Origin of the sequence: Streptomyces sp. NPDC089919 (assembly GCF_040684615.1) — a bacterium.
Classification (GTDB): domain Bacteria; phylum Actinomycetota; class Actinomycetes; order Streptomycetales; family Streptomycetaceae; genus Streptomyces.
In genome coordinates, this window is sequence record NZ_JBFBGK010000113.1 from 1 (window position 1) to 26,113 (window position 26,113).

22 protein-coding genes are annotated in these 26,113 nt (G+C 74.3%); 17 read left to right on the plus strand and 5 right to left on the minus strand.

Annotated features, from left to right (window positions below; genetic code table 11):
- Positions 1–459 precede the first annotated feature (459 nt).
- From AB0O40_RS31770 to nudC, 4 genes are all read left to right on the plus strand, one after another.
- Positions 460–3,786, plus strand: coding sequence for an ATP-dependent DNA helicase (locus AB0O40_RS31770; protein WP_365048882.1), 3,327 nt, complete (start codon positions 460–462; stop codon positions 3,784–3,786).
- A gap of 143 nt (positions 3,787–3,929) precedes the next feature.
- Positions 3,930–7,451, plus strand: coding sequence for a UvrD-helicase domain-containing protein (locus AB0O40_RS31775; RefSeq protein ID WP_365048842.1), 3,522 nt, complete (start codon positions 3,930–3,932; stop codon positions 7,449–7,451).
- 9 nt (positions 7,452–7,460) lie between these two features.
- Positions 7,461–8,870 carry a dipeptidase gene (locus AB0O40_RS31780; protein ID WP_365048844.1) on the plus strand — a complete coding sequence of 470 codons (1,410 nt, stop codon included), beginning with the start codon at positions 7,461–7,463 and terminating at the stop codon, positions 8,868–8,870.
- An 84-nt stretch (positions 8,871–8,954) separates the two neighbouring features.
- A complete protein-coding gene (nudC, locus tag AB0O40_RS31785; protein WP_365048846.1) occupies positions 8,955–9,911 on the plus strand; it encodes an NAD(+) diphosphatase in 957 nt (318 codons plus the stop codon).
- Positions 9,912–9,978: 67 nt separating this feature from the next.
- Here the strand turns inward: nudC and AB0O40_RS31790 are convergent, their stop codons facing one another.
- On the minus strand, positions 9,979–10,233 hold the full coding sequence (locus tag AB0O40_RS31790) for a mycoredoxin (RefSeq protein ID WP_365048848.1): 255 nt from the start codon (positions 10,231–10,233) through the stop codon (positions 9,979–9,981).
- A gap of 169 nt (positions 10,234–10,402) precedes the next feature.
- On the opposite strand from AB0O40_RS31790, the gene AB0O40_RS31795 reads away from it, so the two are divergent.
- The 5 genes from AB0O40_RS31795 to AB0O40_RS31815 all read left to right on the plus strand — a co-directional run bounded on the left by AB0O40_RS31795 (position 10,403) and on the right by AB0O40_RS31815 (position 14,362).
- Positions 10,403–12,652, plus strand: coding sequence for an ATP-dependent DNA helicase UvrD2 (locus AB0O40_RS31795; RefSeq protein ID WP_365048884.1), 2,250 nt, complete (start codon positions 10,403–10,405; stop codon positions 12,650–12,652).
- 114 nt (positions 12,653–12,766) lie between these two features.
- Positions 12,767–13,159 carry a hypothetical protein gene (locus AB0O40_RS31800; protein WP_365048850.1) on the plus strand — a complete coding sequence of 131 codons (393 nt, stop codon included), beginning with the start codon at positions 12,767–12,769 and terminating at the stop codon, positions 13,157–13,159.
- Positions 13,160–13,337: 178 nt separating this feature from the next.
- Complete coding sequence (locus tag AB0O40_RS31805; RefSeq protein ID WP_365048852.1) at positions 13,338–13,703, plus strand: WhiB family transcriptional regulator; 366 nt, start codon at positions 13,338–13,340, stop codon at positions 13,701–13,703.
- Positions 13,700–14,029: a hypothetical protein gene (locus AB0O40_RS31810; protein WP_365048854.1), complete on the plus strand. Its 330-nt coding sequence runs from the start codon at positions 13,700–13,702 to the stop codon at positions 14,027–14,029. Before AB0O40_RS31805 ends, AB0O40_RS31810 begins: the two co-directional genes overlap by 4 nt.
- 126 nt (positions 14,030–14,155) lie before the next feature.
- Complete coding sequence (locus AB0O40_RS31815) at positions 14,156–14,362, plus strand: hypothetical protein (protein WP_365048856.1); 207 nt, start codon at positions 14,156–14,158, stop codon at positions 14,360–14,362.
- 34 nt (positions 14,363–14,396) lie between these two features.
- On the opposite strand, the gene AB0O40_RS31820 is transcribed toward AB0O40_RS31815, so the two are convergent.
- Together AB0O40_RS31820 and AB0O40_RS31825 are read right to left on the minus strand one after the other, a co-directional pair.
- Positions 14,397–15,725, minus strand: coding sequence for an AarF/ABC1/UbiB kinase family protein (locus AB0O40_RS31820; protein WP_365048858.1), 1,329 nt, complete (start codon positions 15,723–15,725; stop codon positions 14,397–14,399).
- A gap of 41 nt (positions 15,726–15,766) precedes the next feature.
- Positions 15,767–16,909 carry a ThiF family adenylyltransferase gene (locus AB0O40_RS31825; RefSeq protein ID WP_365048860.1) on the minus strand — a complete coding sequence of 381 codons (1,143 nt, stop codon included), beginning with the start codon at positions 16,907–16,909 and terminating at the stop codon, positions 15,767–15,769.
- A 195-nt stretch (positions 16,910–17,104) separates the two neighbouring features.
- Here AB0O40_RS31825 and AB0O40_RS31830 point away from each other — a divergent pair, with 195 nt between their 5' ends.
- From AB0O40_RS31830 to AB0O40_RS31845, 4 genes are all read left to right on the plus strand, one after another.
- On the plus strand, positions 17,105–17,641 hold the full coding sequence (locus AB0O40_RS31830; RefSeq protein ID WP_365048862.1) for a M48 family metallopeptidase: 537 nt from the start codon (positions 17,105–17,107) through the stop codon (positions 17,639–17,641).
- Between the two features lie 135 nt (positions 17,642–17,776).
- Positions 17,777–19,267, plus strand: a complete 1,491-nt coding sequence (locus tag AB0O40_RS31835; RefSeq protein WP_365048864.1) for a TerD family protein — start codon at positions 17,777–17,779, stop codon at positions 19,265–19,267.
- An 8-nt stretch (positions 19,268–19,275) separates the two neighbouring features.
- Positions 19,276–19,953 (plus strand): AIM24 family protein, encoded by a 678-nt coding sequence (locus AB0O40_RS31840; protein ID WP_365048866.1) that lies wholly within the window; start codon positions 19,276–19,278, stop codon positions 19,951–19,953.
- Positions 19,954–19,971: 18 nt separating this feature from the next.
- Positions 19,972–20,703: an AIM24 family protein gene (locus AB0O40_RS31845; protein WP_365048868.1), complete on the plus strand. Its 732-nt coding sequence runs from the start codon at positions 19,972–19,974 to the stop codon at positions 20,701–20,703.
- A gap of 66 nt (positions 20,704–20,769) precedes the next feature.
- On the opposite strand, the gene AB0O40_RS31850 is transcribed toward AB0O40_RS31845, so the two are convergent.
- Together AB0O40_RS31850 and AB0O40_RS31855 are read right to left on the minus strand one after the other, a co-directional pair.
- Positions 20,770–21,294 carry an NUDIX hydrolase gene (locus tag AB0O40_RS31850; RefSeq protein WP_365048870.1) on the minus strand — a complete coding sequence of 175 codons (525 nt, stop codon included), beginning with the start codon at positions 21,292–21,294 and terminating at the stop codon, positions 20,770–20,772.
- Entirely contained in the window at positions 21,291–22,691 is a 1,401-nt protein-coding gene (locus AB0O40_RS31855; RefSeq protein ID WP_365048872.1) for a zinc-dependent metalloprotease, read from the minus strand. The genes AB0O40_RS31850 and AB0O40_RS31855 overlap by 4 nt, the downstream gene beginning before the upstream one ends.
- A gap of 234 nt (positions 22,692–22,925) precedes the next feature.
- Here AB0O40_RS31855 and AB0O40_RS31860 point away from each other — a divergent pair, with 234 nt between their 5' ends.
- The 4 genes from AB0O40_RS31860 (at position 22,926) to AB0O40_RS31875 (ending at position 26,044) form a co-directional block, all read left to right on the plus strand.
- Complete coding sequence (locus tag AB0O40_RS31860) at positions 22,926–24,041, plus strand: SDR family oxidoreductase (RefSeq protein ID WP_365048874.1); 1,116 nt, start codon at positions 22,926–22,928, stop codon at positions 24,039–24,041.
- Between the two features lie 124 nt (positions 24,042–24,165).
- Positions 24,166–24,627: a molybdenum cofactor biosynthesis protein MoaE gene (locus AB0O40_RS31865; RefSeq protein WP_365048876.1), complete on the plus strand. Its 462-nt coding sequence runs from the start codon at positions 24,166–24,168 to the stop codon at positions 24,625–24,627.
- Between the two features lie 130 nt (positions 24,628–24,757).
- Positions 24,758–24,937 (plus strand): hypothetical protein, encoded by a 180-nt coding sequence (locus tag AB0O40_RS31870; RefSeq protein WP_365048878.1) that lies wholly within the window; start codon positions 24,758–24,760, stop codon positions 24,935–24,937.
- 21 nt (positions 24,938–24,958) lie between these two features.
- Positions 24,959–26,044 carry a PDZ domain-containing protein gene (locus AB0O40_RS31875; RefSeq protein ID WP_365048880.1) on the plus strand — a complete coding sequence of 362 codons (1,086 nt, stop codon included), beginning with the start codon at positions 24,959–24,961 and terminating at the stop codon, positions 26,042–26,044.
- The last annotated feature ends 69 nt before the right edge of the window (positions 26,045–26,113 follow it).

A 26,113-nucleotide genomic window follows, 5' to 3' on the forward strand; every position in this document is an offset into this window, starting at 1 on the left:
GGCCCTGCGGCAGGCCCACCCCTGGGACTTCGCGGCTCCGCCGTGGCCCTCGGGCCATCCCAGGCCCGGGCCTGCCTCCGGTCCAGCCTGCCACCCCCGTCAAGCGGCGCTCCCCGCACATCCCGACCGCCCGCAGGGCGACGGGAGGACGGGGCGGGGCGGTCCGCACGGGGACCGGCACGGCGGCCGGAACGTGACGGATCCGACGGCCGGGGCGGCGACCTGCGGCGACGGCACAGGCGGCGGTCCGAGCGGCGGACGGCACGGCCGAGTGCGGTGCACGGAGCCGCCCGCTTGGCGTAGCGTCTTCCCTTCGGGCGCACGCGCCCGGCACGGCCGCGGCACCGCCCGCCGCGCCCGACGGCAGGCACCTCAGCACAGACACCACCAGGACCGGCACCCCACGTGAGCTCCTCCACTTCCACCCGTCGTACGCGGACCCGGCACGCGTACCGACTGGTGCGCACCGGGCCGGAACAGGGGGGTCCCCCCGTTCTGGACGCAGCGCAGCGGGCCGTGGTTGACCACCGGGGCGGGCCGCTGCTGGTCCTCGCCGGGCCCGGCACCGGCAAGTCCACCACCCTCGTCGAGGCCGTCGCCGCCCGGGTGGAGGCCGGGGCCGACCCGGCCCGGATCCTGGTCCTCACCTTCAGCCGCAAGGCCGCGGTGGAACTGCGCGACCGCACCGCGCTGCGGCTGGGCGGTGCGCGGGCGCCGCAGGCCACCACCTTCCACTCCTTCTGTTACGCGCTGGTCCGCGCCCACCAGCCCTCCGAACTCTTCGAGGAGCCCCTGCGGCTGCTCTCCGGCCCCGAGCAGGACGTCACCGTGCGGGAGCTGCTGGCGGGCCAGCAGGGCCTGGGCGGCATCCGCTGGCCCGGGGACCTCAAGGCCTGCCTGACCACCCGCGGCTTCGCCGACGAGGTCCGCGCCGTGTTCGCGCGCACCCGCGAGCTGGGCCTGACGCCCGCCGCCCTCGGCGAGTTCGCCGCCCGGCAGGGCCGGCCCGACTGGGCCGCCGCGGCCGGCTTCCTCGCCGAGTACCTGGACGTCCTGGACCTCCAGGGGGCCCTGGACTACACCGAGCTGGTGCACCGGGCCGTGCTGCTCGCCGAGTCCTCGGCCGAGGTCTGGTCCCGCTGGGACACCGTCTTCGTCGACGAGTACCAGGACACCGACCCGGCCCAGATCCGGCTGCTCAAGGCGCTCGGGGGCGGCCGCGAACTGATCGCCTTCGGCGACCCCGACCAGTCGATCTACGCCTTCCGGGGCGCCGACGTGGGCGGCATCCTCGGCTTCGCCGACGACTTCCCCGGCGCCCGCGTGAAGGTGCTCGGCACCTCCCGCCGCTCCCGGGCCGCGCTGCTGGCGGCCACCCGGCTGCTGACCGCCCGGATGCCGGTGCCCCGGCTGCCGGCCGCCGCCGTCCGCGCCCACCGGGAGCTGGCCGGCACCCGGCCCGGCGGCTCGGTCGAGGTGTACACGTACCCCACCGCGGGGGCCGAGCTGGACAACATCGCGGACCTGCTGCGCCGGGCCCATCTCGAAGACGGCGTCCCCTGGTCGGACATGGCGGTCCTGGTCCGCGCGGGCGGCAGCGCCCTGCCCGCGATGCGCCGCGCCCTCACCTCGGCCGGCGTCCCCGTCGACACCTCCGCCGCCGACGCCCCGCTGCGCCACGAGCCGGCCGTCACCCCCCTGCTGACGGCCCTGCGGGTGGTGGCCACGGCGGCCGCCACCAGCACCGGAGCCCGGCCCGCCCCGGCCACCGCCCCGGACCCGGCCGCCGATGCCGAGGGCGCCGACGCCGACTCCGGTGCCGGTCCCGACGAGGAGGCGGAGCCGGCCGCGGGCGGTGCACCCGTACACGAGGGGGAGGCGGTCCCGGCAGACGCACCCGCGGCGGCCGAGGGCTGGGTCGGTGTGGAGGCGGCCGTCGCGCTGCTCGGCTCGCCGCTCGGCGGGATGGACCCGGCGGACCTGCGGCGGCTGGGCCGCGCCCTGCGGGAGGAGGAGCGGGCCGCCGGGAACCGCACCCCGGCCCCCTCCGACGTACTGCTGGCCCGCGCCCTCGCGGAGCCGGAGCGGCTGACCGTGCACGACCCCGCGTACGCCCGCGGCGCCCAGACCCTCGGCGCCCTGCTCCGCAAGACCCGCGAGCTCCTGGAAGGCGGCGGCACCGCCGAGGAAGCCCTGTGGGAGCTGTGGAACGGCACCTCCTGGCCCACCCGGCTGGAGCGCTCGGCCCGCCGCGGCGGCCCCGGCGGCCGCAACGCCGACCGCGACCTGGACGCCGTCTGCGCCCTCTTCGAGACCGCGGCCCGGGCCGAGGAGCGGACCGGCGGCCGGGGCGCCCTCAACTTCCTCGAGGAGGTCGAGGCCCAGGACATCGCCGCCGACACCCTCGCCCAGCGCGCCGTCCGCCCCGAGGGCGTCCGCCTGATGACCGCGCACCGCTCCAAGGGCCTGGAGTGGGGCCTGGTCGTGGTCGCCGGCGTCCAGGAGGGCCTGTGGCCCGACCTGCGCCGCCGCGGCTCCCTGCTCGAGGCCGACCGGATCGGCCGCGACGGGCTGGCCGAGCCGCTGCCGCCCGGCGCCCTCCTCACCGAGGAGCGCCGGCTCTTCTACGTCGCCGCCACCCGCGCCCGGGACCGGCTGGTCGTCACCGCCGTCAAGGCCCCCGCCGACGACGGCGACCAGCCCTCCCGCTTCCTGACCGAGCTGGGCGTCACCCCGCAGAACGTCACCGGCCGGCCGCGCCGCCCGCTCGCGGTCGCCGCGCTCGTCGCCGAGCTGCGCGCCACCACCGTCGACCCGGCCGCCTCCCCGGCCCTGCGCGACGCCGCCGCCCGCCGGCTCGCCAAGCTGGCCGCCCTGGTCGACGAGGACGGCCAGCCGCTGGTCCCGGCCGCCCACCCGCAGCGCTGGTGGGGCCTGTACGAGCCGACCCGCTCCGGCGCCCCGCTGCGCGACCGGGACCGGCCGGTGGCCCTCTCCGGCAGCGCCCTGGACCAGCTGGCCAACACCTGCTCCCTCCAGTGGTTCCTGGGCCGCGAGGTCAAGGCGGACACCCCCGCCAGCGCCGCCCAGGGCTTCGGCAACGTCGTCCACGTCCTCGCCGACGAGGTGGCCTCCGGCCGCACCCCGGCCGACCTCGCCGTGCTCATGGAACGCCTCGACTCGGTCTGGGACGCCCTCGCCTTCGACGCCCCCTGGAAGTCCCGTCAGGAGAAGGAGAACGCCCGGGCCGCCCTGGAGCGCTTCCTGCGCTGGCACGTCTCCGACCGGGCCGGCCGCACCCCCGTCGCCACCGAGCACGAGTTCGACGTCACCCTCGACGCGGGCGAGTACGAGGTCCGCATCCGCGGCTCCATGGACCGGGTCGAGACCGACCCCGAGGGCCGCGCCTACGTCGTCGACTTCAAGACCGGCAAGTCCGCCCCCACCCGCGACGAGGTCGCCCGGCACCCGCAGCTCGCCGTCTACCAGCTCGCCGTGCGCGAGGGCGCGGTCGACGCGGCCTTCGCGGGCGTCCGGCCCGCCCCGGGCGGCGCCGAGCTGGTCCAGCTGCGGCAGGGCGCCGCCAAGAAGGACGGCGGCGACGAGGTGCCCAAGGTGCAAGGGCAGGAGCCGCTGGCGGGGGAGTGGGTCGGCGACCTGCTCGCCCAGGCCGCCGGCCGCGTCCTGGACGAGCGCTTCACCCCGTCCACCGGCCGCCACTGCACCCACTGCTCGTTCCGGTCCTCGTGCAGCGCGAGGCCGGAGGGGCGCCAGATCGTGGAGTGACGATCGGGGAGTGACAGGAGACACGTGAGGGGCCCGGCGCCCCCGTGTCACCGGGCCCGCCCCCGGCCGCCGCGCCCCCGCGAGGGCGGCGCACGGCAGCGACGGGCCCGGACTGTCACCGACCCCGGCTAGCCTTTTCTCTCGTGCCCGCCACCCTCGACGACCCCGAGCAGCTCAAGGAGCTCCTCGGCATCCCCTTCACCCCGGAGCAGACGGCCTGCATCACGGCGCCGCCCGCCCCGCAGGTCATCGTGGCCGGAGCCGGCTCCGGCAAGACCACCGTCATGGCAGCCCGCGTGGTGTGGCTGGTGGGCACCGGCCAGGTCGAGCCCGCCCAGGTGCTCGGACTGACCTTCACCAACAAAGCCGCCGGCGAGCTCGCCGAGCGGGTCCGCACCGCCCTCGGCAAGGCCGGCGTCACGGACCCCGACCCGCTCCCCGGCACCGAGGAGGCGGGCGGCGAGCCCCGGATCGCCACCTACCACGCCTTCGCCGGGCAGCTCCTGACCGACCACGGCCTGCGCATCGGCCTGGAGCCCAGCGCCCGGCTGCTCGCCGACGCGACCCGCTTCCAGCTCGCCGCCCGGGTGCTGCGCGAGGCCCCCGGCCCCTACCCCGCGCTCACCCGCTCCCTGGCCGACCTCGTCTCCGACGTCCTCGCCCTCGACGCCGAGCTGGCCGAGCACCTGGTCGCCCCGGCCGCCCTGCGCGCGTACGACACCGCCCTGCTCGACGAGCTGGCCGGCGCCCGGCTGACCAACGAGGAACTGCGCAAGGTGCCGGCCGCCGTCACCGCCCGCCTCGAACTCCTCGAGCTGACCGAGCGCTACCGCGCCGCCAAGCGCCGCCGGGACCTGCTCGACTTCAGCGACCAGATAGCCCTCTCCGCCGAGCTGGCCACCACCCGGCCCGAGGTCGGCGAGCTGCTGCGGGACGAGTTCCGCATCGTGCTGCTCGACGAGTACCAGGACACCTCCGTCGCCCAGCGGCTGCTGCTGTCCGGCCTCTTCGGCGGCGGCAGCGGCCACGCCGTCACCGCCGTCGGCGACCCCTGCCAGGCGATCTACGGCTGGCGCGGCGCCTCCGTGGCCAACCTGGACGAGTTCCCGGAGCACTTCCCGCACGCCGACGGCACCCCCGCCGCCCGGCACTCCCTCAGCGAGAACCGCCGCAGCGGCGGCCGGCTCCTGGACCTGGCCAACGACCTCGCCGCCCCGCTGCGCAGCCGCCACGAAGGCGTCGAGGCGCTGCGCCCGGCGCCCGGCCGCGAGCGCGACGGCTCGGTGCGCTGCGCCCTGCTGCCCACCCACGAGGCCGAGCTGGACTGGCTCGCCGACTCCCTCGCCCACCTGGTCCGCACCGGCACCGCCCCCGGCGAGATCGCCGTCCTGTGCCGCTCCGGGGCCGACTTCCCCGCGATCCAGGCCGCCCTGGTCGCCCGGGACGTCCCCGTGGAGGTGGTCGGCCTGGCCGGACTGCTGCACCTCCCCGAGGTCGCCGACCTGGTCGCGGTCTGCGAAGTCCTCCAGGACCCGGGGGCCAACGCCGCCCTGGTCCGGCTGCTGATCGGGCCCCGCTGGCGGATCGGCGCCCGGGACCTGGCCCTGCTCGGCCGCCGGGCCCGGCTGCTCGTCACCGACGGGCACGGCGGCCAGGAGGACCGGCTGGCCGCCGCCGTGGAGGGGGTGGACCCCGCGGAGATCGTCTCGCTGGCCGACGCGCTCGACACCTTCCTCGACGGCGGCGCCGAGGACACCCTGCCCTTCTCCGCGGACGCCCGGGTCCGCTTCGCCCGGCTCGCCGCCGAGCTGCGCGACCTGCGCCGCTCCCTGGCCGACCCGCTGATGGACGTACTGCACCGGGTGCTCGCCACCACCGGCCTGGACGTCGAGCTCTCCGCCTCCCCGCACGCCCTCGCCGCCCGCCGCCGCGAGACCCTGGCCAACTTCCTCGACGTGGCCGCCGGCTTCGCCGCCCTGGACGGCGAGAGCTCGCTGCTCGCCTTCCTCTCCTTCCTGCGCACCGCCGCCCAGTACGAACGCGGCCTGGACAACGCCCTGCCCGGCGGCGAGAACACCGTCAAGGTCCTCACCGCCCACAAGTCCAAGGGCCTGGAGTGGGACGTGGTCGCCGTCCCCTCGCTGGTCACCGGCGCCTTCCCGTCCGAGAAGCCGCGCGAGTCCTGGACGGCCCAGCCGCAGGTGCTGCCGTACCCGCTGCGCGGCGACGCCGGCACCCTCCCCGGGATCACCGGCTGGACCGCCGCCGCTCTCAAGGCCTACAAGGCCGAGGTGAAGGACCACGCCGCCCTGGAGGAGCTGCGGCTGGGGTACGTCACCTTCACCCGCCCGCGCTCCCTGCTGCTCGCCTCCGGCCACTGGTGGGGCCCCACCCAGAAGACCCGCCGGGGCCCCTCGGCCTTCCTGGGGGCGCTGTACGACCACTGCGCCGCGGGCCACGGCGAGATCGAGCGGTGGGCCGACGAGCCGGAGCCCGACGCGGAGAACCCGGCCCTGGCCGAGCCCGTTCAGGACGGGTCCTGGCCGCTGCCGCTGGACCCCGCCTCCCTGCGGCACCGCCGCCGCGCCGCCGACACGGTCCTGACGTACCTGGACACCGTCGAGCCCGCCGCCCCGCCGGCCGGGCTCCCCGAGCCCCGGCCCGGCACCGGGGACGACCTGTGGGCCGGCGGCGAGGACGCCTGGCCCGACGCCCCGCCCGGTCCGGCCGACGAGGACGACCCGTGGCCGGTGGACGAGGACCCGTGGGCGGAGGAGCCGGCGCCGGCCCCCCGTACCGCCGAGGAGCCGGAGGCCGTCCCCCGGACCGCCGGGGTGCCCGGCCCGCGCCGCCCGGCCGCGCCCGGGACCCCCGTACCCGCCCCGGCCGACGAGGACGGCTACCTCTGGCCCCCGCACTGCGACGAGCCCGCCGCCGAGGACGCCGAGCCCGGACTGACCCCCGAGGAGCGGCGGCTCGCCGCGTCCTGGGACCGGGACCTCGACGCCCTCGCCGGGGAGCTCCGGCGCGCCCGGGCGGCCGTCCGCGACGTCCCGCTGCCCGCCTCCCTGACCGCCTCGCAGCTCCAGCGGCTGGCCGCCGACGAGGAGGGCTTCGTCCGCGACCTGGCCCGCCCCATGCCGCAGCCGCCGCAGCCCGCCGCCCGCCGCGGCACCCGCTTCCACGCCTGGGTGGAGTCCCGCTTCGACGAGCTGGAGCTGCCCCTGCTCGAACCGGACGAGCTGCCCGGCACCGACGCCGAGATCGCCGACGAGCGGGACCTGGAATCCCTCAAGGCCGCCTTCGAGCGCACCGAGTACGCCACCCGCACCCCCCACCGCCTCGAGGTGCCGGTCCAGCTCACCCTCGGCGGGCGGGTGGTCCGCGGCCGGATCGACGCCGTCTACCGCACCGAGGACGGCGGCTACGAGATCGTCGACTGGAAGACCGGCCACAGCGCGCAGGCCGACCCGCTCCAGCTCGCCATCTACCGCCTGGCCTGGGCGGAGGCCCACGGCATCGACCCGGAGCGGGTCACCGCCGCCTTCCTGCACGTGCGCACCGGCCGTGTGGTCCGCCCCGCCCGGTTGCCCGGCCGGGCCCGCCTTGAGCGGATCCTCCAAGGCAAATCGGGCACGGAATCCGGCCCCCGGCGGGACGGCTAGGCTCGACGCATGAGCCTCACCCCGGACAGCGCCGTCCGTACGTACATCGAGAACCACCGCGCCGCCTTCCTCGACGACCTCGCCGAGTGGCTGCGCATCCCCTCCGTCTCGGCCCAGCCGGCCCACGCGGACGACGTACGGCGCAGCGCCGACTGGCTCGCCGCCAAGCTCGGTGAGACCGGCTTCCCGGTCAGCGAGGTCTGGCCCACCGCGGGCGCCCCGGCGGTCTTCGCGGAGTGGCCCAGCGGCGACCCCGCCGCCCCCACCGTCCTGGTCTACGGCCACCACGACGTCCAGCCCGCGGCCCGCGAGGACGGCTGGCACACCGACCCCTTCGACCCGGTGGTCGTCGACGGCACCCGGATGTACGCCCGCGGCGCCGCGGACGACAAGGGCCAGGTCTTCTTCCACACCCTCGGCGTCCGCGCCCACCTCGCCGCCACCGGCCGCACCGCCCCGGCGGTCAACCTCAAGCTGCTCATCGAGGGCGAGGAGGAGTCCGGCTCCGCGCACTTCCGCGAGCTGGTCGAGTCGCGGGCCGGCCGCCTCGCCGCCGACGTCGTGATCGTCTCCGACACCGGCATGTGGTCCGAGACCACCCCCACCGTCTGCACCGGCATGCGCGGCGTGGCCGACTGCGAGATCGAGCTGTACGGCCCCGACCAGGACATCCACTCCGGCTCCTTCGGCGGCGCCGTGCCGAACCCGGCCACCGTCGCCGCCCGCCTGGTCGCCGCCCTGCACGACGAGCACGAGCGCGTCACGATCCCCGGCTTCTACGACGGCATCGCCGAGCTCACCGACACCGAGCGGCAGCTCATCGCCGAGCTGCCCTTCGACGAGGCGCAGTGGCTGCGCACCGCCAAGTCCCACGGCACCCTCGGCGAGGCCGGCTACTCCACCCTGGAGCGCGTCTGGGCCCGCCCGACCGCCGAGCTCAACGGCATCGGCGGCGGCTACCAGGGCCCCGGCGGTAAGACGATCATCCCCAAGGGCGCCTCGCTGAAGCTGTCCTTCCGCCTGGTCTCCGGCCAGGACCCGTACGTCGTCGAGGCGGCCGTCAAGGACTGGGTCGCGGCGCAGATCCCCGCCGGCATCCGCCACGAGATCGTCTTCGGCGCCCCCACCCGGCCCTGCCTGACCCCGCTGGAGCACCCCGCGCTCCAGTCCGTCGTCCGTGCCATGGGCCGCGCCTTCGGCGAGAAGGTCCGCTACACCCGCGAGGGCGGCTCGGGCCCGGCCGCCGACCTCCAGGACGTGCTCGGCGCCCCCGTGCTCTTCCTCGGCGTCTCGGTCCCCTCCGACGGCTGGCACGCGCCCAACGAGAAGGTCGAGATCGACCTCCTCCTCAAGGGCGTCGAGGCCACCGCCTACCTGTGGGGCGACCTCGCCGAGAACTGGACCGGGTCGCCCGCCTGACCCCTCCCCGCCGGCCCGGCCGCGCCGCCGGGTCCGGCCCCCACACCGCACCACGTACGCACCATTCACCGCTATCCGGGGGAGTTGGAAGCACCTGTGAGCACCTCGACCGAGCACCTGGGCCGCACGCTTGACCGCCCGATCTCGCTGACCGCGCCCAGCGGCGTGGACCGGGCCGCGCACCACCGGCTGGACGAGGCCTGGCTGGCCGCCGCCTGGTCGCACCCCACGACCCGGGTCTTCGTCGTCTCCGGCGGACAGGTGCTGATCGACGACACCCCCGACGGCGGCACCGCCATCGTCATGACCCCCGCCTTCGAGGCGCCCCTCACCGAGACCCACCGGTACTTCCTGGGCACCGACGAGGACGGGGTGAACTACTTCGCCCTCCAGAAGGACTCGCTGCCTGGCCGCATGGACCAGTCCGCCCGGCCCGCCGGGCTGCGCGAGGCCGGCCTGCTGCTGCCGCCGCGCGACGCCGGGCTGATGGTGCACGCGGTGGCCCTGGAGAACTGGCAGCGGCTGCACCGCTTCTGCTCCCGCTGCGGCGAGCGGACCGTGGTGGCCGCGGCCGGCCACGTCCGCCGCTGCCCGGCCTGCGGGGCCGAGCACTACCCGCGCACCGACCCGGCCGTGATCATGCTGGTCACCGACGACCGGGACCGTGCGCTGCTGGGCCGCCAGGTGCACTGGCCCGAGGGGCGCTTCTCCACGCTGGCCGGCTTCGTGGAGCCCGGCGAGTCCATCGAGCAGTCGGTGGTGCGGGAGGTCTTCGAGGAGGCCGGCGTACGGGTCGGTGACGTCGAGTACGTCGCCAGCCAGCCCTGGCCCTTCCCCTCCAGCCTGATGCTCGGCTTCATGGCCCGGGCCACCAGCTACGACATCCAGGTCGACGGCGAGGAGATCCACGAGGCCCGCTGGTTCTCCCGCGAGGACCTGCGGCTGGCCATCGAGTCGGGCGAGGTGCTGCCGCCGGCCGGGATCTCCATCGCGGCCCGGCTGGTCGAGCTCTGGTACGGCCAGCCCCTGCCCAAGGGCTGAGCCGGCCCGCGGGCCCCGGACAGCAGAAGGCCCCCGCCGTGGCGGGGGCCTTTCTGTGCGCCGGTGGTCAGACCGCGAGGGCCTGCTGCACCTGGGCCAGGCTCGGGTTGGTCATGACGGCCTCGGTGCCCGAGGTGCCGACGACCAGGACGGTCGGGACGGTCTGGTTGCCGCCGTTGGCCTTCTCCACGAACGCCGCAGACGCCGGGTCGTGCTCGATGTTGATCTCGGTGTAGGCGATGCCTTCCCGGTCCAGCTGGGTCTTCAGCCGGCGGCAGTAGCCGCACCAGGTCGTGCTGTACATCGTCACGGAACCCTGCATCGTGGGTGCGCTCCTTCGGGGGACGTGGTCACAAGAGTCACAAAGGTCACAACGGAACCGGCTCGGCCGCGGGCGGCCGGGTCGGTCCTCTCTAGCGAACGTACCGGCCGCCCGGGGCATTCCCCGAGGTGCGGCCGTCGCCCGGACCCGGCCCCCGCTCCGATCGAAGATCCGATCAGTACGACTGGCGGCCCGGTCCTGTGGACGACTTTCCCGCCCGCCGCTCGAGACCTGGCAGCATGGCGGTGTGACAGCAGCAACGCATACCCCACCCCTCCCGTCCGCCGCGGAGTCGGCCGACGCGGTGCTCCTGGGCCTGGACCCGGAGCAGCGCGAGGTCGCCACCACGCTGCGCGGACCGGTGTGCGTGCTGGCCGGCGCGGGGACCGGCAAGACCCGCGCCATCACCCACCGGATCGCCTACGGCGTCCGCGCGGGCGTCCTCCAGCCCGCCAGCGTGCTCGCCGTCACCTTCACCAACCGCGCCGCCGGCGAGATGCGCGGCCGGCTGCGCACCCTCGGCGCCGGCGGCGTCCAGGCCCGCACCTTCCACTCCGCCGCCCTGCGCCAGCTCCAGTACTTCTGGCCGCGCGCGGTCGGCGGTGACCTGCCCCGCCTCCTGGAGCGCAAGGTCCAGCTGGTCGCCGAGGCCGCCGCCCGCTGCCGCGTCCGCCTGGACCGCAGCGAGCTCCGTGACGTCACCGGCGAGATCGAGTGGTCCAAGGTCACCCAGACCGTCCCCGCCGACTACCCCGCCGCCGTCCGCAAGGCCGGCCGCGAGGCCCCCCGGGATCCGGCCGAGATCGCCCAGATCTACTCCCACTACGAACAGCTCAAGCGCGACCGCGGCATGATCGACTTCGAGGACGTGCTGCTCCTCACGGTCGGCATCCTCCAGGACCGGCACGACATCGCCGAGACCATCCGCGCCCAGTACCAGCACTTCGTGGTCGACGAGTACCAGGACGTCAGCCCGCTCCAGCAGCGGCTGCTCGAGCTCTGGCTCGGCGACCGCGACAGCCTCTGCGTCGTGGGGGACGCCAGCCAGACCATCTACTCCTTCACCGGCGCCACCCCCGACCACCTCCTGGACTTCCGCACCCGCTACCCCTCGGCCACGGTCGTCAAGCTGGTCCGCGACTACCGCTCCACCCCCCAGGTCGTGCACCTCGCCAACGGCCTGCTCGCCCAGGCCCACGGCCGCGCCGCCGACCACCGGCTGGAGCTGGTCTCCCAGCGCGAGAGCGGCCCCGACCCGGCCTACACCGAGTACCCGGACGAGCCGGCCGAGGCCGAGGGCGTCGCCCGGCGGATCCGCGACCTCATCGCGGCGGGGGTCCCGGCCGGCGAGATCGCCGTCCTCTACCGGATCAATGCCCAGTCCGAGGTCTACGAGCAGGCCCTGGCCGACGCCGACGTGCCCTACCAGCTCCGCGGCGCCGAGCGCTTCTTCGAGCGCACCGAGGTCCGCGCGGCCATCGCCAACCTCCGCGGCGCCGCCCGCTTCGGCGCCAACGACCCCGGCCTCGACGACCTCGTCGACCTCGCCGACCAGGTCCGGGCCGTCCTCAGCGGACACGGCTGGACCACCGAGCCGCCGGCCGGCTCGGGGGCCGTCCGCGACCAGTGGGAGTCCCTGGCCGCCCTGGTCCGGCTCGGCGAGGACTTCGGCCGCGCCCACCGGGGCGCCACCCTCGCCGACCTCATCGTGGAGCTGGACGAGCGCGCCGCCGCCCAGCACGCGCCCACCGTCCAGGGCGTCACCCTCGCCTCCCTGCACGCCGCCAAGGGCCTCGAGTGGGACGCCGTCTTCCTCGTCGGCCTCACCGACGGCATGCTCCCGATCACCTACGCCAAGACCGAGGAGCAGGTCGAGGAGGAGCGCCGGCTGCTCTATGTCGGCGTCACCCGCGCCCGCCTCCACCTCGCCCTGTCCTGGGCCCTCTCGCGCTCCCCGGGCGGCCGCCCCTCCCGGCGCCCCAGCCGCTTCCTGACGGGCCTGCGGCCCCGCTCCGGCGGCGCCGGCGGCCGGGCGGCCGGTCCGGACGGCACCGAGCGCACCGCCCGCCGGCGCGAGCGGCGCGGGCCGGTGCGCTGCCGGGTCTGCGGCAAGACCCTCACCGACGCGGGTGAGATCAAGCTCATGCGCTGCGAAGAGTGCCCGTCCGACATGGACGAAGGACTCTACGAGCGCCTGCGGGACTGGCGCGGGGCCCGGGCGAAGCAGATCGGACAGCCCGCATACTGCGTGTTCACGGACAAGACGCTGATGGCGATCGCCGAGGCCGCGCCCACGGCCGCGGGGGAGCTCGCGATGATCTCCGGCGTCGGTGGACGCAAGGTCGACCGCTTCGGCGCCGATGTCCTGGCCATCTGCGCAGGTCAGGAGCCTGAGGACGGCTCCGGGGGCGACGCGTAGAAACTCGTCGGAAAAATAGTTTGCACATGCCCCGCACATCCCCATAGGTTCTTAGCAACGGAAACGGTGCCTTCTCCGAGGCCCCCGCTCCGTGCTGTACTTATCCGAATACGCATGGGACAGGCCCCCGGGCCACCGTCCCCGAGACGCCGAGAGGAGGCGAGACCAGTGACCAGCTTCATGACCACCACCAAAATGACCGATCGCTCGGTTGCCGCTTCCTGCCTGCTCGGCTCCACCCAGCTCGTCTCGTTCATTCCCGTGTCCCAGGGCACCGGTCTGTCCGTGGCCTCCGCCACCGCCAGCCCCGTTGCCCTCGCGACCCTCCCGGTCCGTGACCGCAATGACCGCGATGAGCGACCGACCCAGGCACTGGAAGCAGTAGCAACGGCTCAGGCGAGCGCCTATGCCTTTGCGGCAGCCGGTGCCGGATTCACCAAGCAGACGACGCAGCACCACCACATGTGGGCCTTCCGCGGGCTCGAACCCTGGAGTGATCCAGCCTGATCGCCTGATCAGGCCGGCGCCTTCAGGGCCGCGGAACCCCACCCGGGATCCGCGGCCCTTCTGTTTGTCCCCGAACGGGGACGACGGACCGAAGGCGCCTCGGGACTGGCAAGACCCGGTACACCAGCCGAACCCCGGCCCACCAGGCCGGACCGACCAGACGAGGAAAGAAACCACCGTGCAACTCGAAGCGCACGCCCCGTCCGTACCGCCCTCCCACATCACCCCGCCCGCAGTCCCGGAGGACTCCACCTTGACTCCGCTCACCGCGCTCTCCGCGCTCGACGACGCCATCGAGAACCTCGGCGTGCCCGTCCCCTGCCGTACGTACGACCCGGAGGTCTTCTTCGCCGAGTCCCCGGCCGACGTCGAGTACGCCAAGTCGCTCTGCCGCACCTGCCCGCTGGTCGAGGCCTGCCTCGCCGGCGCGATCGAGCGACGCGAGCCCTGGGGCGTCTGGGGTGGCGAGCTGTTCGTCCAGGGTGTGGTCGTCGCCCGCAAGCGGCCCCGTGGCCGCCCGCGCAAGAACCCGATCGCGGCATGAACGCCCTCGGAACCATCGACCGCCCCCTGACGCACGACCCCCTGAAGCAGGCCCCGATGACCCCCTCCACCACGAGCGAGCAGCCCTCCGGCTCCGCCGTCACCGACTTCACCACTCCGGGCGCGAACATCTCGCGTCAGAACAGGACCCGCGAAATGCAACTCATCCCAGAAGCCCTGGCCCGTGCTCATATGCACGAGCGCATGCGTGAGGTGGACGCGGAACGTCAGGCCATGCGCCTGATCGCCGCCCGCCGCATGCAGCGCCGAGCCGAGCGCGTCTCGCTGCGCGCCCGCCGCGCGCTCGCCATGGCGGTCATGAACTGATGACGGTCGGGAACTGACCGTCACGACGAACAGACGTCACGACGCCTCCCGTGGGGCCGGTCCGAAGGGACCGGCCCCACGGTGCGTTGCACGCCCCGCCGGCACCCTCGGAGGTACCGTCTGGAGGTGGACCAGCAGACCCCCCACCCCGCGCCGCCCGGTCCCGGAACCGGGACGATCACCTGCGCGCGCTGCGGCAAGCACGCCCCCGACGGGGCCCCGATCACCTGGACCTGCTCCGTCGAGAACGGCAGCAGACAGTACTTCTGCGACGACTGCGCCCGGGCCAACATCCGGGCCATCGAAGGCCGCCTCGACTCCTCCTGGTGGTAGCCCCGGCCCCGTGACCCGGCCCCGGAGCCCGCGGTCAGGACTCCGGGAGGAAGCCCGGGAGCCAGGACTCCAGCTCGTCCCGCAGCCGGACCGTGGCACCCAACTGGCACAGCACGCCGATGGTGGACAGCGTGACCCGGTGGATCAGCAGGTAGGACGGCGGCAGGTTGAGCTGCTTGCCGAGCTGGTAGGCGGGGGAGCGCGGATCGGCGATCCGCGCCGCCTGCCCCCGGATCCAGCCGCGCGTGAAGGTGAACTCCGCCACCCGGGCCGGCTCGATGATGGGCCGGAGGTAGTCCAGCACCGCGTCCGGGTCGAGTTCGATGGACTGCTTCACGAACCCCTCGGCGCACAACTGCTCGTACACCGCCTCCGCATCGCCCTCCAGCGTCAGCCGCAGGGACGCCCCGATGGTCCGGGGCAGCCCGCCCGGCAGCCGGTCGACCGTGCCGAAGTCCAGGACGCCCAGCCGCATCCGGCCCTCCCCGTCCCGCACCAGGCGGAAGTTCCCCGGGTGCGGGTCGGCGTGCAGCAGCCCGGTGCGGGCCGGGCCGGAGAAGAGGAACCGGGCCAGCAACTGACCGGCGCGGTCACGCTCCTCCTGGGTGCCGCCGGATATCACCTCCGACAGCGGGGTGCCCTCCATCCACTCGGTCACCAGCACCTGCTCGCCTTGGTGCACCACGTCCGGGACCACCACGTCCGGGTCGTCGGCGAACACGTCCGCGTGCGACCGCTGGGACTCCGCCTCCAGCTCGTAGTCCAGCTCCTCCTCGATGCGGTTGCGCATCTCGGTGATCAGCGGCTTGAGGTCCATGCCCGGGATCAGCGGCCCCAACAACCGGGCGAACCGGCTCAGCTGCGTCAGGTCCGAGAGCAACGCCTCTCCGGCGCCCGGGTACTGGACCTTGACCGCCACCTCCCGGCCGTCGTGCCACACCGCCCGGTGCACCTGGCCGATCGAGGCCGCGGCCGCGGGCTTGTCCTCGAACTCCAGGAACAGATCCCGCCAGTCGGCCCCCAGCCGCTCGGTGAGCACCTGGTGCACCCGCCCCGCCGGCAGCGGCGGCGCCGCCTCCTGGAGCTTGGTCAACGCGGCCCGGTAGGGCCCCGCCACCTCCTCCGGCAGCGCTGACTCGAACACCGAGAGGGCCTGGCCGAACTTCATGGCCCCGCCCTTGAGCTCCCCGAGCACCTTGAACAACTGCTCGGCCGTCCGCTGCTGCAGCTCCCGCGCCACGATCTCCGCGGACTTCCCGCCGATCCGCTTGCCCAGGCCCCAGGTGGCCCGCCCCGCGATGCCCAGAGGCAGCGCAGCCAGCTTGGCGGTACGGGTGACCGCCTTCCGGGGAAGATCAGACATGCGCCCCTCCAGTTCCCACACAGCCGCGCCGCGGACGGCGGTTACCCGGCCATTGTGTCCTGTGCTGCTTTCCGGCCGACGGGCCGCTCCTCCTCTGCGGCCACCGGAGCCCCGCACGGGCACTCGGGATGGGCCGCCACCGATGTCCGCCGCCACTCCAGCCCCGGCAGTGTGGCCTCCCAGCGGACCCCGGCCGAGGCCGGCAACTCGCCGTCGAGGAACGACAGGGCATGGGCCGCCGCCAGCCCCGCCACCGCCATCGCCAGCCCCAGGTCGCAGGAGGGCCCGGCCCGGCTCCGCCCCGAGCGCCACTGCGTCAGCAGCCGGGGCCACTGCCGGTCCCGGTCCACCCGCTCCCGCTCCATGCACCCCGCACAGGCCGTCGCCCCCGGCAGCACCAGCGGACCGACCATCCCGGTCGACTCCAGCACCCCCGCATACAGATGGGGGATGCCCGACCGGATCCACGGCTCGGCCTCGGCCGGATCCGGCGCATGGGCCGCCAGGCCCTGCCGGGGCGCCGCCACCACCAGCGCCAGCGCCGGCTCGGGCCGCTCGCCCTGGGGACCGGTCCGTCGGCCGCGCTCCGGCGCCGACTCCCGCACCAGCGCCTCCCCGGCCGGGCCCCGCCGCATCCCCACCGCCTCCGGCGGCATCCCGCCCGGCACCGGATCACCCGGCTCGACCACCCCGCCGTCCATCACCTCCACCCGGCCGATGCCCGCCCCCGACAGCGCCGACGCGACCACCGCCCCCACCCGGCCCAGCCCCCGCACCTGGACCCGTACCGACCGGCGGGCGGCCAGCGCCCGCAGCGCCCCGCCCGGCTCCTGGCGCAGCAGCGACAGCGAGCCCAGGTCCGGGCGTAACCGCTCCATCAGCTCGATCCGGCCCCGCACCGACTGGGCCGCCTCCCCGCCCGCGGTCACGTCGTCGACCAGCCCGGACCGGGTGAGCCCCCGCACCAGCCGGTCGGCCTGCCCCTCCGGCAGCCCCAGGGCCCTGGCCCGCTCCCGCAGGGCGGTCATGCCCTGGGTGCCGTCGAACTGCTCGACCAGGCTGCCGGACGCCGGGTCCAGCGGCCCGAACAGCGCCGCCCGGGCCGGGGTCACCCCGAACTGCACCGTGTCGGCGTCCCGCCAGGCCCTGGCCAGGGCGGGCTTCACCTTCGGATACGTCTCCATGACCGCTCCTCCTCCACCCCGGTCCGCACACGGCGCACCTTGCGCCGAATCGGGCGCGAACCGGACGAGATCGAGAATGCCGCCGTGCCGGAATTCCCGCCGAGAGTTATCCACAGCACCAAGGAATTAAGGCTATTAATCGTTCAAACCCGGCAGAGGCGGGACTTCGGCCAGACCACCCGGTACCGTCGTGCCGTGTCCGCAGATCCACACCGCGCCGTCGAAGTCCGCCGGAGCGCGCGCCGCCGCAGGACCGTCTCCGCCTACCGCGAGGGCGACCGCACCATCGTGCTCATCCCTGCCCGGATGTCCGAGGCCGAGGAGCAGCGCTGGGTGGGCGTGATGCTGGACAAGCTGGCCGCCCAGGAGAGCAAGCGGGTCCTCGGCGACACCGAGCTGACCCAGCGCGCCGCACGCCTGTCCGAGCAGTACCTCGGCGGCCGCGCGCGCCCCGGCTCGGTGCGCTGGGTCACCAACCAGAACACCCGCTGGGGCTCCTGCACCCCCGCCGAGGGCAGCATCCGCCTCTCGCACCGCCTCCAGGGCATGCCGGAGTACGTGGTCGACTACGTCCTGCTGCACGAGCTGGCCCACCTGCTGGTACCCGGCCACGGCCCCCGCTTCTGGCAGCTGCTGGAGGCGTACCCCCGTACCGAGCGGGCCCGCGGCTACCTGGAAGGCGTGGTCGCCGCCGACCGCCTGCCGCACGTCCCCGCCGCCCGCGACGCCTGACGCCCAGCGGTCCGCTCCCACCCCGGCGTGACGGGCCGTGAAATGTACCGGGTCCGTACCGACTTGGCCTGATCTCGACGAATGCGGTTAGCCTGACCGCACGCATTAGCCACCGGGATGGGGGACGTCCGACGCATGGGCAGGGAATTCCAGCGCGGCCACAAGGCCAAGATCAGTGATCTGACGGCCGGGACCGACCTATACGTGGGCGTCCACATCGACGCGCCCGGGCTGACCTTCGACATCAGCTGTTTCGGTCTGGACGCCGAGGAGCGCCTCTCCGACGACCGCTATTTCGTCTTCTTCAACCAGCCGAAGTCGCCCGAGGAGTCGATCCAGTTGCTGGGCCCGCAGGCCGGCGACACCGAGTCCTTCCGGGTCACCCTCGACCGGGTCCCGGACACGATCCGGAAGCTGTCGTTCACGGCGACGGTCGACGGCGACGGCCAGATGTCCCGGATCGGCCCCGGCCACATCCGGATCGTGGCCGGCGGCGAGGAGGTCGTCCGGTACGCCTTCACCGGCGCGGAGTTCAGCACCGAGCGGGCCGTGATGCTCGGCGACTTCTACTTCAAGGACGTCTGGCGGTTCGCCGCGGTGGGCCAGGGCTTCGACGGCGGCCTGGCCGCCCTCCTGGAGAACTTCGGCGGCCAGGTCGCCGCCGAGGAGCCGGCGCCCGCCGCCCCGGCCGCCCCGCCGGCCTTCGCCCCGCCCGCCTTCGCGCCCCCGCCGGCCCCCGCCCCGGCCCCCGCGCCGCCGGCCCCCTTCACCCCGGCCCCCGCGGCCCCGCCCGCCGCCGTCCCGGCCCCCTTCGCCCCCGCGGCACCCCCCGCCGCCGTCCCCGCCCCCTTCGCCCCCGGCGGCGCCGTCCCGCCGCCCGGCGCGCCCGCCCCCGGCGCGGTGCCGCCGCCCGGCGTCCCCGCGCAGCCCTTCGGCGGCGGCCGCCAGCTGGCCCCCGTACCCGCCGAGGCCGGCCTGCGCGTGGTCCTCACCAAGTACGCCGAGGTGGCCGTCGGCGACCGCTGGACCGAACAGAACCCCCAGCAGGTCCGCGTCACCCTCACCAAGAACCAGGCGATCCTTGCCAAGCAGGGCAGCATGGTCGCCTACCAGGGCGACGTGGACTTCGCCCACAAGGGCTCCGGCCTGCTCGGCAAGCTCACCGGCCAGCTCACCGGCCAGGGCATGTCCCTGATGCGCTGCTCCGGCGACGGCGAGGTCTTCCTCGCCGACGAGGCCAGCCGGCTCTTCGTGATCCGCCTGGAGGGCGAGCAGCTGTACACCAGCGCCCACGGCGTCCTGGCCTTCGACGAGTCCCTGGACACCGAGGTCCGCCGCATCGAGGGCGCCGGCCTGCCCGGCGGCGGCTTCTTCTCGATGCTCTTCTCCGGCACCGGCGCGGTCGTCGTCAAGACCCGCGGCACGCCCGTCGTGCTCCCCGTCGGCCCGGCCACCTACGTCGACGGCAACGCCGTCATCGCCTGGTCCGCCGGCGCCCAGGCCGTCACCACCAGCGCACTGCGGCTGCGCCGCTCCGGGTACGCGAGCACCCAGTCGGAGGCGGTCAACCTGCAGTTCCGGGGCGCCCCGGGCAACTTCGTCGTCGTCCAGCCCTTCGAGGCGTGAGGCAGTCCATGGATACGTACACACTCAGCGCCCACCGCGCCGCCCCGACCGGACTGCGGATGGCCGTCCACAGCTCCAAGACCCTCAAGGTCACCATGGTCACCGGCCAGGACCTGATCGCCAAGGCCGGATCGATGATCGCGTACGACGGCTACGTGCAGTTCGACGGCGCCCCCGCCACCCTGCGCCGCAGCGCCGAGGAGATGGTCACCGGCGAGGGCGGCCGGCTGATGCTCTGCCGCGGCGACGGCGACCTGTACCTCGCCGACTACGGCGCGGACGTACTGGTCCTGCACCTGGCCAACGAGGCCCTGTCGGTCAACGGCGCCACCCTGCTGGCCTGCGACGCCACCCTCGACCTCGCCATCGAGCCGGTCAAGGGCGTCGCCCGGCTCTCCGGCTCCGGCCTGACCAACCTGGTCGTCCGCGGCACCGGCTGGGTGGCCCTGGTCAGCCGGGGCGTCCCCACCGTCCTCGACTGCGCCGAGCGGGAGACGTACGTCGACCCGGATGCCCTGGTCGCCTGGACCACCGGCCTCGACATGAAGGCCAAGCGCACGATGAAGGCCGGCGCGCTGATCGGCCGGGGCAGCGGCGAGGCCCTTCAGATCGGCTTCAAGGGCCAGGGTTTCGTGGTCGTCCAGCCCAGCGAGGACACCGGCGACCGCTTCAAGATCCGGGGCTGAGAGGAGCACCGAGCCACCATGCACAGCACACTCTTCGCGCACGTCCCGGTCGAGTCCACCGGGCGCTACACCCTGCAGAACCCTCAACTGCTCAAGGCCGACCTCACCCAGGGCGGCGGCGCCGTCCTGGCCCGCCAGGGCGCCATGGTCGCCTTCGAGGGACAGGTCGACTTCCAGAGCCAGTACAAGAACCGCAGCTGGCGCAATGTCGAGCGGATGACCCAGGAACGCCTGGAACTCATGAAGTGCAAGGGCCAGGGCCACGTCTACCTGGCCAACTTCGCCCAGCACATCCACGTCATGGACGTCGGCGGCGGCATCACCGTCGACAGCGCCTCCGTCCTCGCCTTCGACAGCACCCTCGGCGTCGGGATCGTCGCCGTGGACAGCGCCGTCGGCATCGCCTCGGCCGGCGCCTACAACCTGGAACTGACCGGCACCGGCAAGGTCGCCCTGCTCACCTCCGGCGAGCCGCTGGTCCTGGAGGTCACCCCGGGCACCAACATCTGCGCCGACGCCGACGCGGTGATCGCCTGGTCCACCACCCTGCGCACCCAGATGCAGGCGCCCACCTCCACCTCCGGCGTCTGGCGGCGCAAGGGCGCCACCGGCGAGGGCTGGGAGATGCAGTTCCAGGGCAGCGGGTACGTCCTCATCCAGCCCAGCGAGCTGATGCCCCCGCAGCACATCCGCGGCGGCGCCTTCGGCTTCGGCCTGCGCGGCAATTCCATGGGCGGCAGCCGCAACTGACCCGCACGCGCCGCGGGCCCCCTCCCGTACCCGGACCGGTACGGAAGGAGGCCCGCGGGCGCTCGGTCAGAGCCGGGCCAGGGTGTCCTCCATCAAGGTGACCACCGACGTGTCGGCGACCTCGGCGACCTCGGCGTACCGGAACCACCGCAGGTCCAGCGACTCCTCGCTGATGGCGGCCACCGCCTCGGCCGGCGCCAGCGCGGCGTACTGCACGTCCAGGTGCCAGTGGCAGGGGGCCGGGATGGCGTGCCGGTCCAGCCGCACCGGGCCGCCCGGCAGCAGGGTCAGCCCCGCCGCGATCCCCGACTCCTCGACGGCCTCCCGCAGCGCCGCCTGCTCCAGGGTGGCGTCCTGCTCCTCGCAGTGGCCGCCCATCTGGAGCCACAGCCCCAGCTTCTTGTGGAGGGTCAGCAGCACCCGGCCGGCCGCCGGGTCGATGACCAGCGCGCTGGCCGTCAGGTGCCCGGCCGTGCAGGGCTTGTACATGCCGTCGGGATGGGCCGCCAGGTGCTCCAGGTAGGCGTCCCGCAGCTCGGGCTGGCCCTCGTACCCCTTGAGGACCAGGACCGCCTCGTCGTACAGGCTCACTTCTGCCCGCCCTCGCCGTCCTCGTCGCGGTCGGTCTGCCGGGCCGCCTCGCCGAGCATCTTGTCGATCTCGGAGAAGTCCAGCTGCTCGCGGTGCACGAAGCCGTCCGGGTCGTCCAGGTCGGAGGCGGTCGGCAGCATGTCGGGGTGCTCCCACAGGCCGTCCCGGCCGTCCACGCCCCGCGCGTCGGTGAGCGAGGCCCACAGCCGGGAGGCGTCCCGCAGCCGGCGCGGCCGCAGCTCCAGACCGATGAGCGTGGCGAAGGTCTGCTCCGCCGGACCGCCCGAGGCGCGCCGCCGTCGCAGCGTCTCGCGCAGGGCGTCCGCCGAGGTCAGCCGGGGCTTGGCGGCCTCGTGGACCACCGCGTCCACCCAGCCCTCGACCAGCGCCAGGGCCGTCTCCAGCCGGGCCAGCGCGGCCTTCTGCTCCGGGGTGTCCTGCGGCTGGAACATGCCGCCCTGCAGGGCCTCCTGCAGCTGCTCCGGGTTCGACGGGTCGAGCCCGCCGACCACGTCCTCCAGCTTCGAGGTGTCGACCTTGATGCCGCGCGCGTACCCCTCGACCGCGCCGAACAGGTGCGAGCGCAGCCACGGCACGTGCGCGAAGAGCCGCTGGTGGGCCGCCTCGCGCAGGGCCAGGTAGAGCCGCACCTCGTCCGACGGGACGCCGAGGTCCTTGCCGAAGGCCTCGATGTTGAGCGGCAGCAGCGCCGCCCGGCCGGCCGGCCCCAGCGGCAGGCCGATGTCGGTGGAACCGACCACCTCGCCCGCCAGCACGCCCACCGCCTGGCCGATCTGCTGGCCGAACATGGCGCCGCCCATCGAGCGCATCATGCCGAGCAGCGGGCCGGCCATGGCCTGCATCTCCTCGGGCAGCACCTGGCCCATGGCCGCGCCGACCCGCTCGGCGACCGGGTCGACGAGCTCCTTCCACACCGGCAGGGTCGCCTCGACCCACTCGGCGCGGCTCCAGGCCACGGCGCTGCCGGCGCCCGACGGGAGCGAGGTCACGCCGTCCAGCCACAGGTCCGCCAGCCGCACGGCCTCCTCGACCGCGGCCCGCTCGGCCGGGCCCACGCTGGAGTCCTTGACGCCGTCGGTGGTGCCCTGCGCGACGGTCTGGCGCGCGATGTCCTTGGCCATGTCCCAGTTCACGGGACCGCCCTCGTAGCTCAGCATCTGTCCGAGCTGCTGGAACGCGGCGCCCAGGTCGTTCGGGTTCATCGATCCGAACATCGCGGCGAACGGGTTGTCCGCGCCGCCCGGCAGCCCCGCCCCGCCGAACCCGAACGGATTCGCGGGGCCGCCCTGGCCGCCCTGATCGCCCTTCTTCTTGCCCTCGTCGCCGCTCTCCGGCTCCTCCGGCGGAAGGCCGAATCCGAATGGGGTGTCACTCACGGGTTTCCTCGGCTCGTCAGGCCGCCGACCGGTGCCGGCGGCAATGGTCCGACAACAATGTCCGACAACACCACCCAGCGTAGACACCCCGCCCGGTTCCGGGCTCGGTGCTCCGCGGGCTCACGGCCTGCGGCAGGATGGACATCACCTGGTCCGTACGCGTCACCACGCGTCCGTACTGAAGACAACCGCTGGAGACGCCCGGTGAGTTCCCCAGATCCACAGCCCCGAGCAGTGCCCGACGACGAATTCGGCCCCCTCCAGGGCGAAGACGTTCGCCAGCGGCGAAACCACGGCACCCGCGGGCCCGTGGTCGCCGTGACCGGTGCCGCCACGGGTGTCGGCGCCGCGCTCGTCCAGCGTCTCGTCGAGTCCGACGAGGTCAAGCAGGTCCTCGCGATCGACGAGCGGCGCGGTGAGTGCGCCGAGGCCACCTGGCAGGTCCTCGACGTCCGGGACCCGGCGATCGCCGAGAAGCTGCGCGGCGCCGACGTCGTGGTGCACCTCGCCCTCGACCTGGACCTGGAGACCGACCCGGCGGCCCGTACGGCGTACAACGTCCGCGGCACCCAGACCGTGCTGACCGCCGCCGCGGCGGCCGGGGTCCGCCGGGTGGTGCTCTGCACCTCCGCGATGGTCTACGGAGCGCTGCCGGACAACGACATCCCGCTGTCGGAGGACGCCGAGCTGCGGGCCACCGCGGAGGCCACCGGCGTCGGGGACCTGCTGGAGATCGAGCGGCTGGGCCGCCGGGCGCCGCGCGCCCACCCCGGACTCAACGTCACCGTCGTGCGCCCCGCGGTGCTGGTCGGCGGCACGGACACGGCGCTGACCCGGTACTTCGAGTCGCCGCGGCTGCTGGTGGTGGCCGGCTCCCGCCCCACCTGGCAGTTCTGCCACGTCGAGGACCTGGTCAGCGCGCTGGAGTACGCCGCGCTGGAGAAGGTCGAGGGCGAGCTGGCGGTGGGCTGCGAGGGCTGGCTGGAGCAGGAGGAGGTGGAGGAGCTGAGCGGGATCCGCCGCATGGAGCTGCCCTCCGCGGTCGCCCTGGGCGCCGCCGCCCGGCTGCACCGGATCGGGCTGACCCCGTCCCCGGCCGGTGACCTCGCGTACACGATGCACCCGTGGGTCGTCAGCGTCAGCCGGCTGCACGACGCGGGCTGGCGGCCGCGCTGGACCAATGAGGAAGTGCTGGCCGAACTGCTCCAGGAGGTCTCCGGACGGCACACCGTCGCCGGCCGCCGGCTGGGCCGCAAGGACGCCACCGCCGCCGGCGCCGCCGGCGCGACCGTCGCCCTGCTGGGCGCCGCCGCGGTGGTCCGCCGGGCCCGCAAGCGCCGGGGCATCTGAAAGGGCTGGTGACAGGGGGGCCCGAGGGGCCCGGGGGACTGTAGATCCGTCCATACGCGGGGCCTGCCGACCCGGTCGAAACGCCTCTTGGGCGTTGTCCGCGGCGTAGGGCACGATGGACTGTATGGCACCGCACTTCGACCACCCCGGCGAGCAGGCAGCAGCGGACCCGATCCGGCTGCTGGAGATACGCGAGACCCCGCTCTCGCTGGACGAGGTCTACAAGGCCGTCGGTGACGAGGCCGCGGGCGGCACCGCCCTCTTCGTGGGCACGGTCCGCAACCACGACGGCGGCACCGACGTGGACTCCCTCGGCTACTCCTGCCACCCCACCGCCGAGGCGCAGATGCGCAAGATCGCCGAGCAGGTGGCCGCCGCGTACCCGGTCCGGGCGCTGGCCGCCGTCCACCGGGTGGGCGATCTGGCCGTGGGCGACATCGCGGTGATCGTGGCCGTCTCCTGCCCGCACCGCGGCGAGGCCTTCGAGGCCTGCCGCAAGCTCATCGACGACCTCAAGCACGAGGTCCCGATCTGGAAGCACCAGCGGTTCGCCGACGGCACCGAGGAGTGGGTCGGCGCCTGCTGACCCCTGCGGCGCCCTCCCGAGGCTCCTCCGGCACCCCGGAGGGCCCCACCGATTTGCGTAACCCCGCCCCGGGGACCAGCGTTGGAGTCCACACACAACCGCGGTCGTCATACGGGTAGGGAGGCTCGGCATGGCATCACTGGCGTGGCTGCTGATTCCATTGTTCGCCGCTGTCGGAGCAGCGATATGGGCGAGCTGGGCGGCCCGGGACCGGACCTCCGGCGACATATCCGAACTCGCGGGATACGCGCGTTTCCGCGAGGCGATGGCCAAGGCCGAGAAGGCCCACTCCGGTTCAGACGCGCTGTGACGCGTCCCGTACTGTCGTTCCATGCCACGCCGCACCGCGACGATGCTCGCCTCCACCCTGATGCTGTTCGCGCTCCTGTGCGCGGGGGTCTTCATCAAGGTCCCGTACTCCGAGATGAGCCCCGGTCCCACGGTGAACACCCTGGGGGACTCAGGCGGCGAGGCGGTCCTGCAGATCTCCGGGCACAAGACGTACCCGACCACCGGCCACCTCAACATGACCACGGTCCGCGTCACCGGCGCCGACTACGACATGAACCTCGTCGAGGCGGTCTACGGCTGGCTGGCCCACGACAACATCGTCGTCCCCCACGAGAACCTCTACCCGGACGGCAAGACGGACGAGCAGTCCACCCAGGAGAACGCCGAGGAGTTCAGCCAGTCCCAGGAGAGCGCCAAGGTCGCCGCGCTCCGGGAGCTGAACATCCCCGTCTCCCAGCGGGTGGTCGTCGCCAGCGTCGTCAAGGACAGCCCCGCCGAGGGCCGGCTGCACGCCGGTGACGTGATCAGGTCCGTGGACGGCACCCCCGTGAAGCAGCCGGGGGACGTGGCCACCCTCGTCACCAAGCACAAGCCCGGCGAGAAGGTCGAGTTCGTGGTCGTGCCCGCCAAGGAGGCGGCGGCCGCCGAGAAGGCCCGCCGGGAGCCGGTGGGCACCGAGAAGGTCACCGTCGTGGCCGGCAAGGCCCCCGACGACGGGCACGCCATCGTCGGCATCCGCGCCGGGACCGACCACACCTTCCCGTTCACCGTCGACATCAAGCTGAGCGACGTCGGCGGCCCCAGCGCCGGCCTGATGTTCGCCCTCGGGATCGTCGACAAGCTCACCCCGCAGGACCTCACCGGCGGGAAGTTCATCGCGGGCACCGGGACCATCGACGACGACGGCAAGGTCGGCCCGATCGGCGGCATCCAGATGAAGACCATCGGCGCCCGCAAGGCGGGTGCCCGCTACTTCCTGACCCCGGCCGAGAACTGCGCCGCCGCGGCCAAGGACACCCCCGACGGCCTGACCCTGGTCAAGGTCGCCACCATCGACGACGCCGTCAAGGCGCTCCAGAAGATCAGCAAGGGCGACACGGCCGGACTGCCCGCCTGCACGCCCTGACCCGCACCCGGCACGGCGGGGCCCCCGGACCGCCATCACCGCGCCGCGGAACGCGACCTCCAGGGGGAG

Coding starts and splice junctions, on each gene's coding strand:
- AB0O40_RS31780 (WP_365048844.1), top strand. CDS start 7,461: ATGAGCCTCACCCCGGACAGCGCCGTCCGTACGTACATCGAGAACCAC.
- AB0O40_RS31865 (WP_365048876.1), top strand. CDS start 24,166: ATGGCACCGCACTTCGACCACCCCGGCGAGCAGGCAGCAGCGGACCCG.
- AB0O40_RS31790 (WP_365048848.1), bottom strand. CDS start 10,233: ATGCAGGGTTCCGTGACGATGTACAGCACGACCTGGTGCGGCTACTGC.
- AB0O40_RS31825 (WP_365048860.1), bottom strand. CDS start 16,909: ATGGAGACGTATCCGAAGGTGAAGCCCGCCCTGGCCAGGGCCTGGCGG.
- AB0O40_RS31810 (WP_365048854.1), top strand. CDS start 13,700: ATGAACGCCCTCGGAACCATCGACCGCCCCCTGACGCACGACCCCCTG.
- AB0O40_RS31840 (WP_365048866.1), top strand. CDS start 19,276: ATGGATACGTACACACTCAGCGCCCACCGCGCCGCCCCGACCGGACTG.
- AB0O40_RS31870 (WP_365048878.1), top strand. CDS start 24,758: ATGGCATCACTGGCGTGGCTGCTGATTCCATTGTTCGCCGCTGTCGGA.
- AB0O40_RS31800 (WP_365048850.1), top strand. CDS start 12,767: ATGGGACAGGCCCCCGGGCCACCGTCCCCGAGACGCCGAGAGGAGGCG.
- AB0O40_RS31875 (WP_365048880.1), top strand. CDS start 24,959: ATGCCACGCCGCACCGCGACGATGCTCGCCTCCACCCTGATGCTGTTC.
- AB0O40_RS31845 (WP_365048868.1), top strand. CDS start 19,972: ATGCACAGCACACTCTTCGCGCACGTCCCGGTCGAGTCCACCGGGCGC.
- AB0O40_RS31820 (WP_365048858.1), bottom strand. CDS start 15,725: ATGTCTGATCTTCCCCGGAAGGCGGTCACCCGTACCGCCAAGCTGGCT.
- AB0O40_RS31835 (WP_365048864.1), top strand. CDS start 17,777: ATGGGCAGGGAATTCCAGCGCGGCCACAAGGCCAAGATCAGTGATCTG.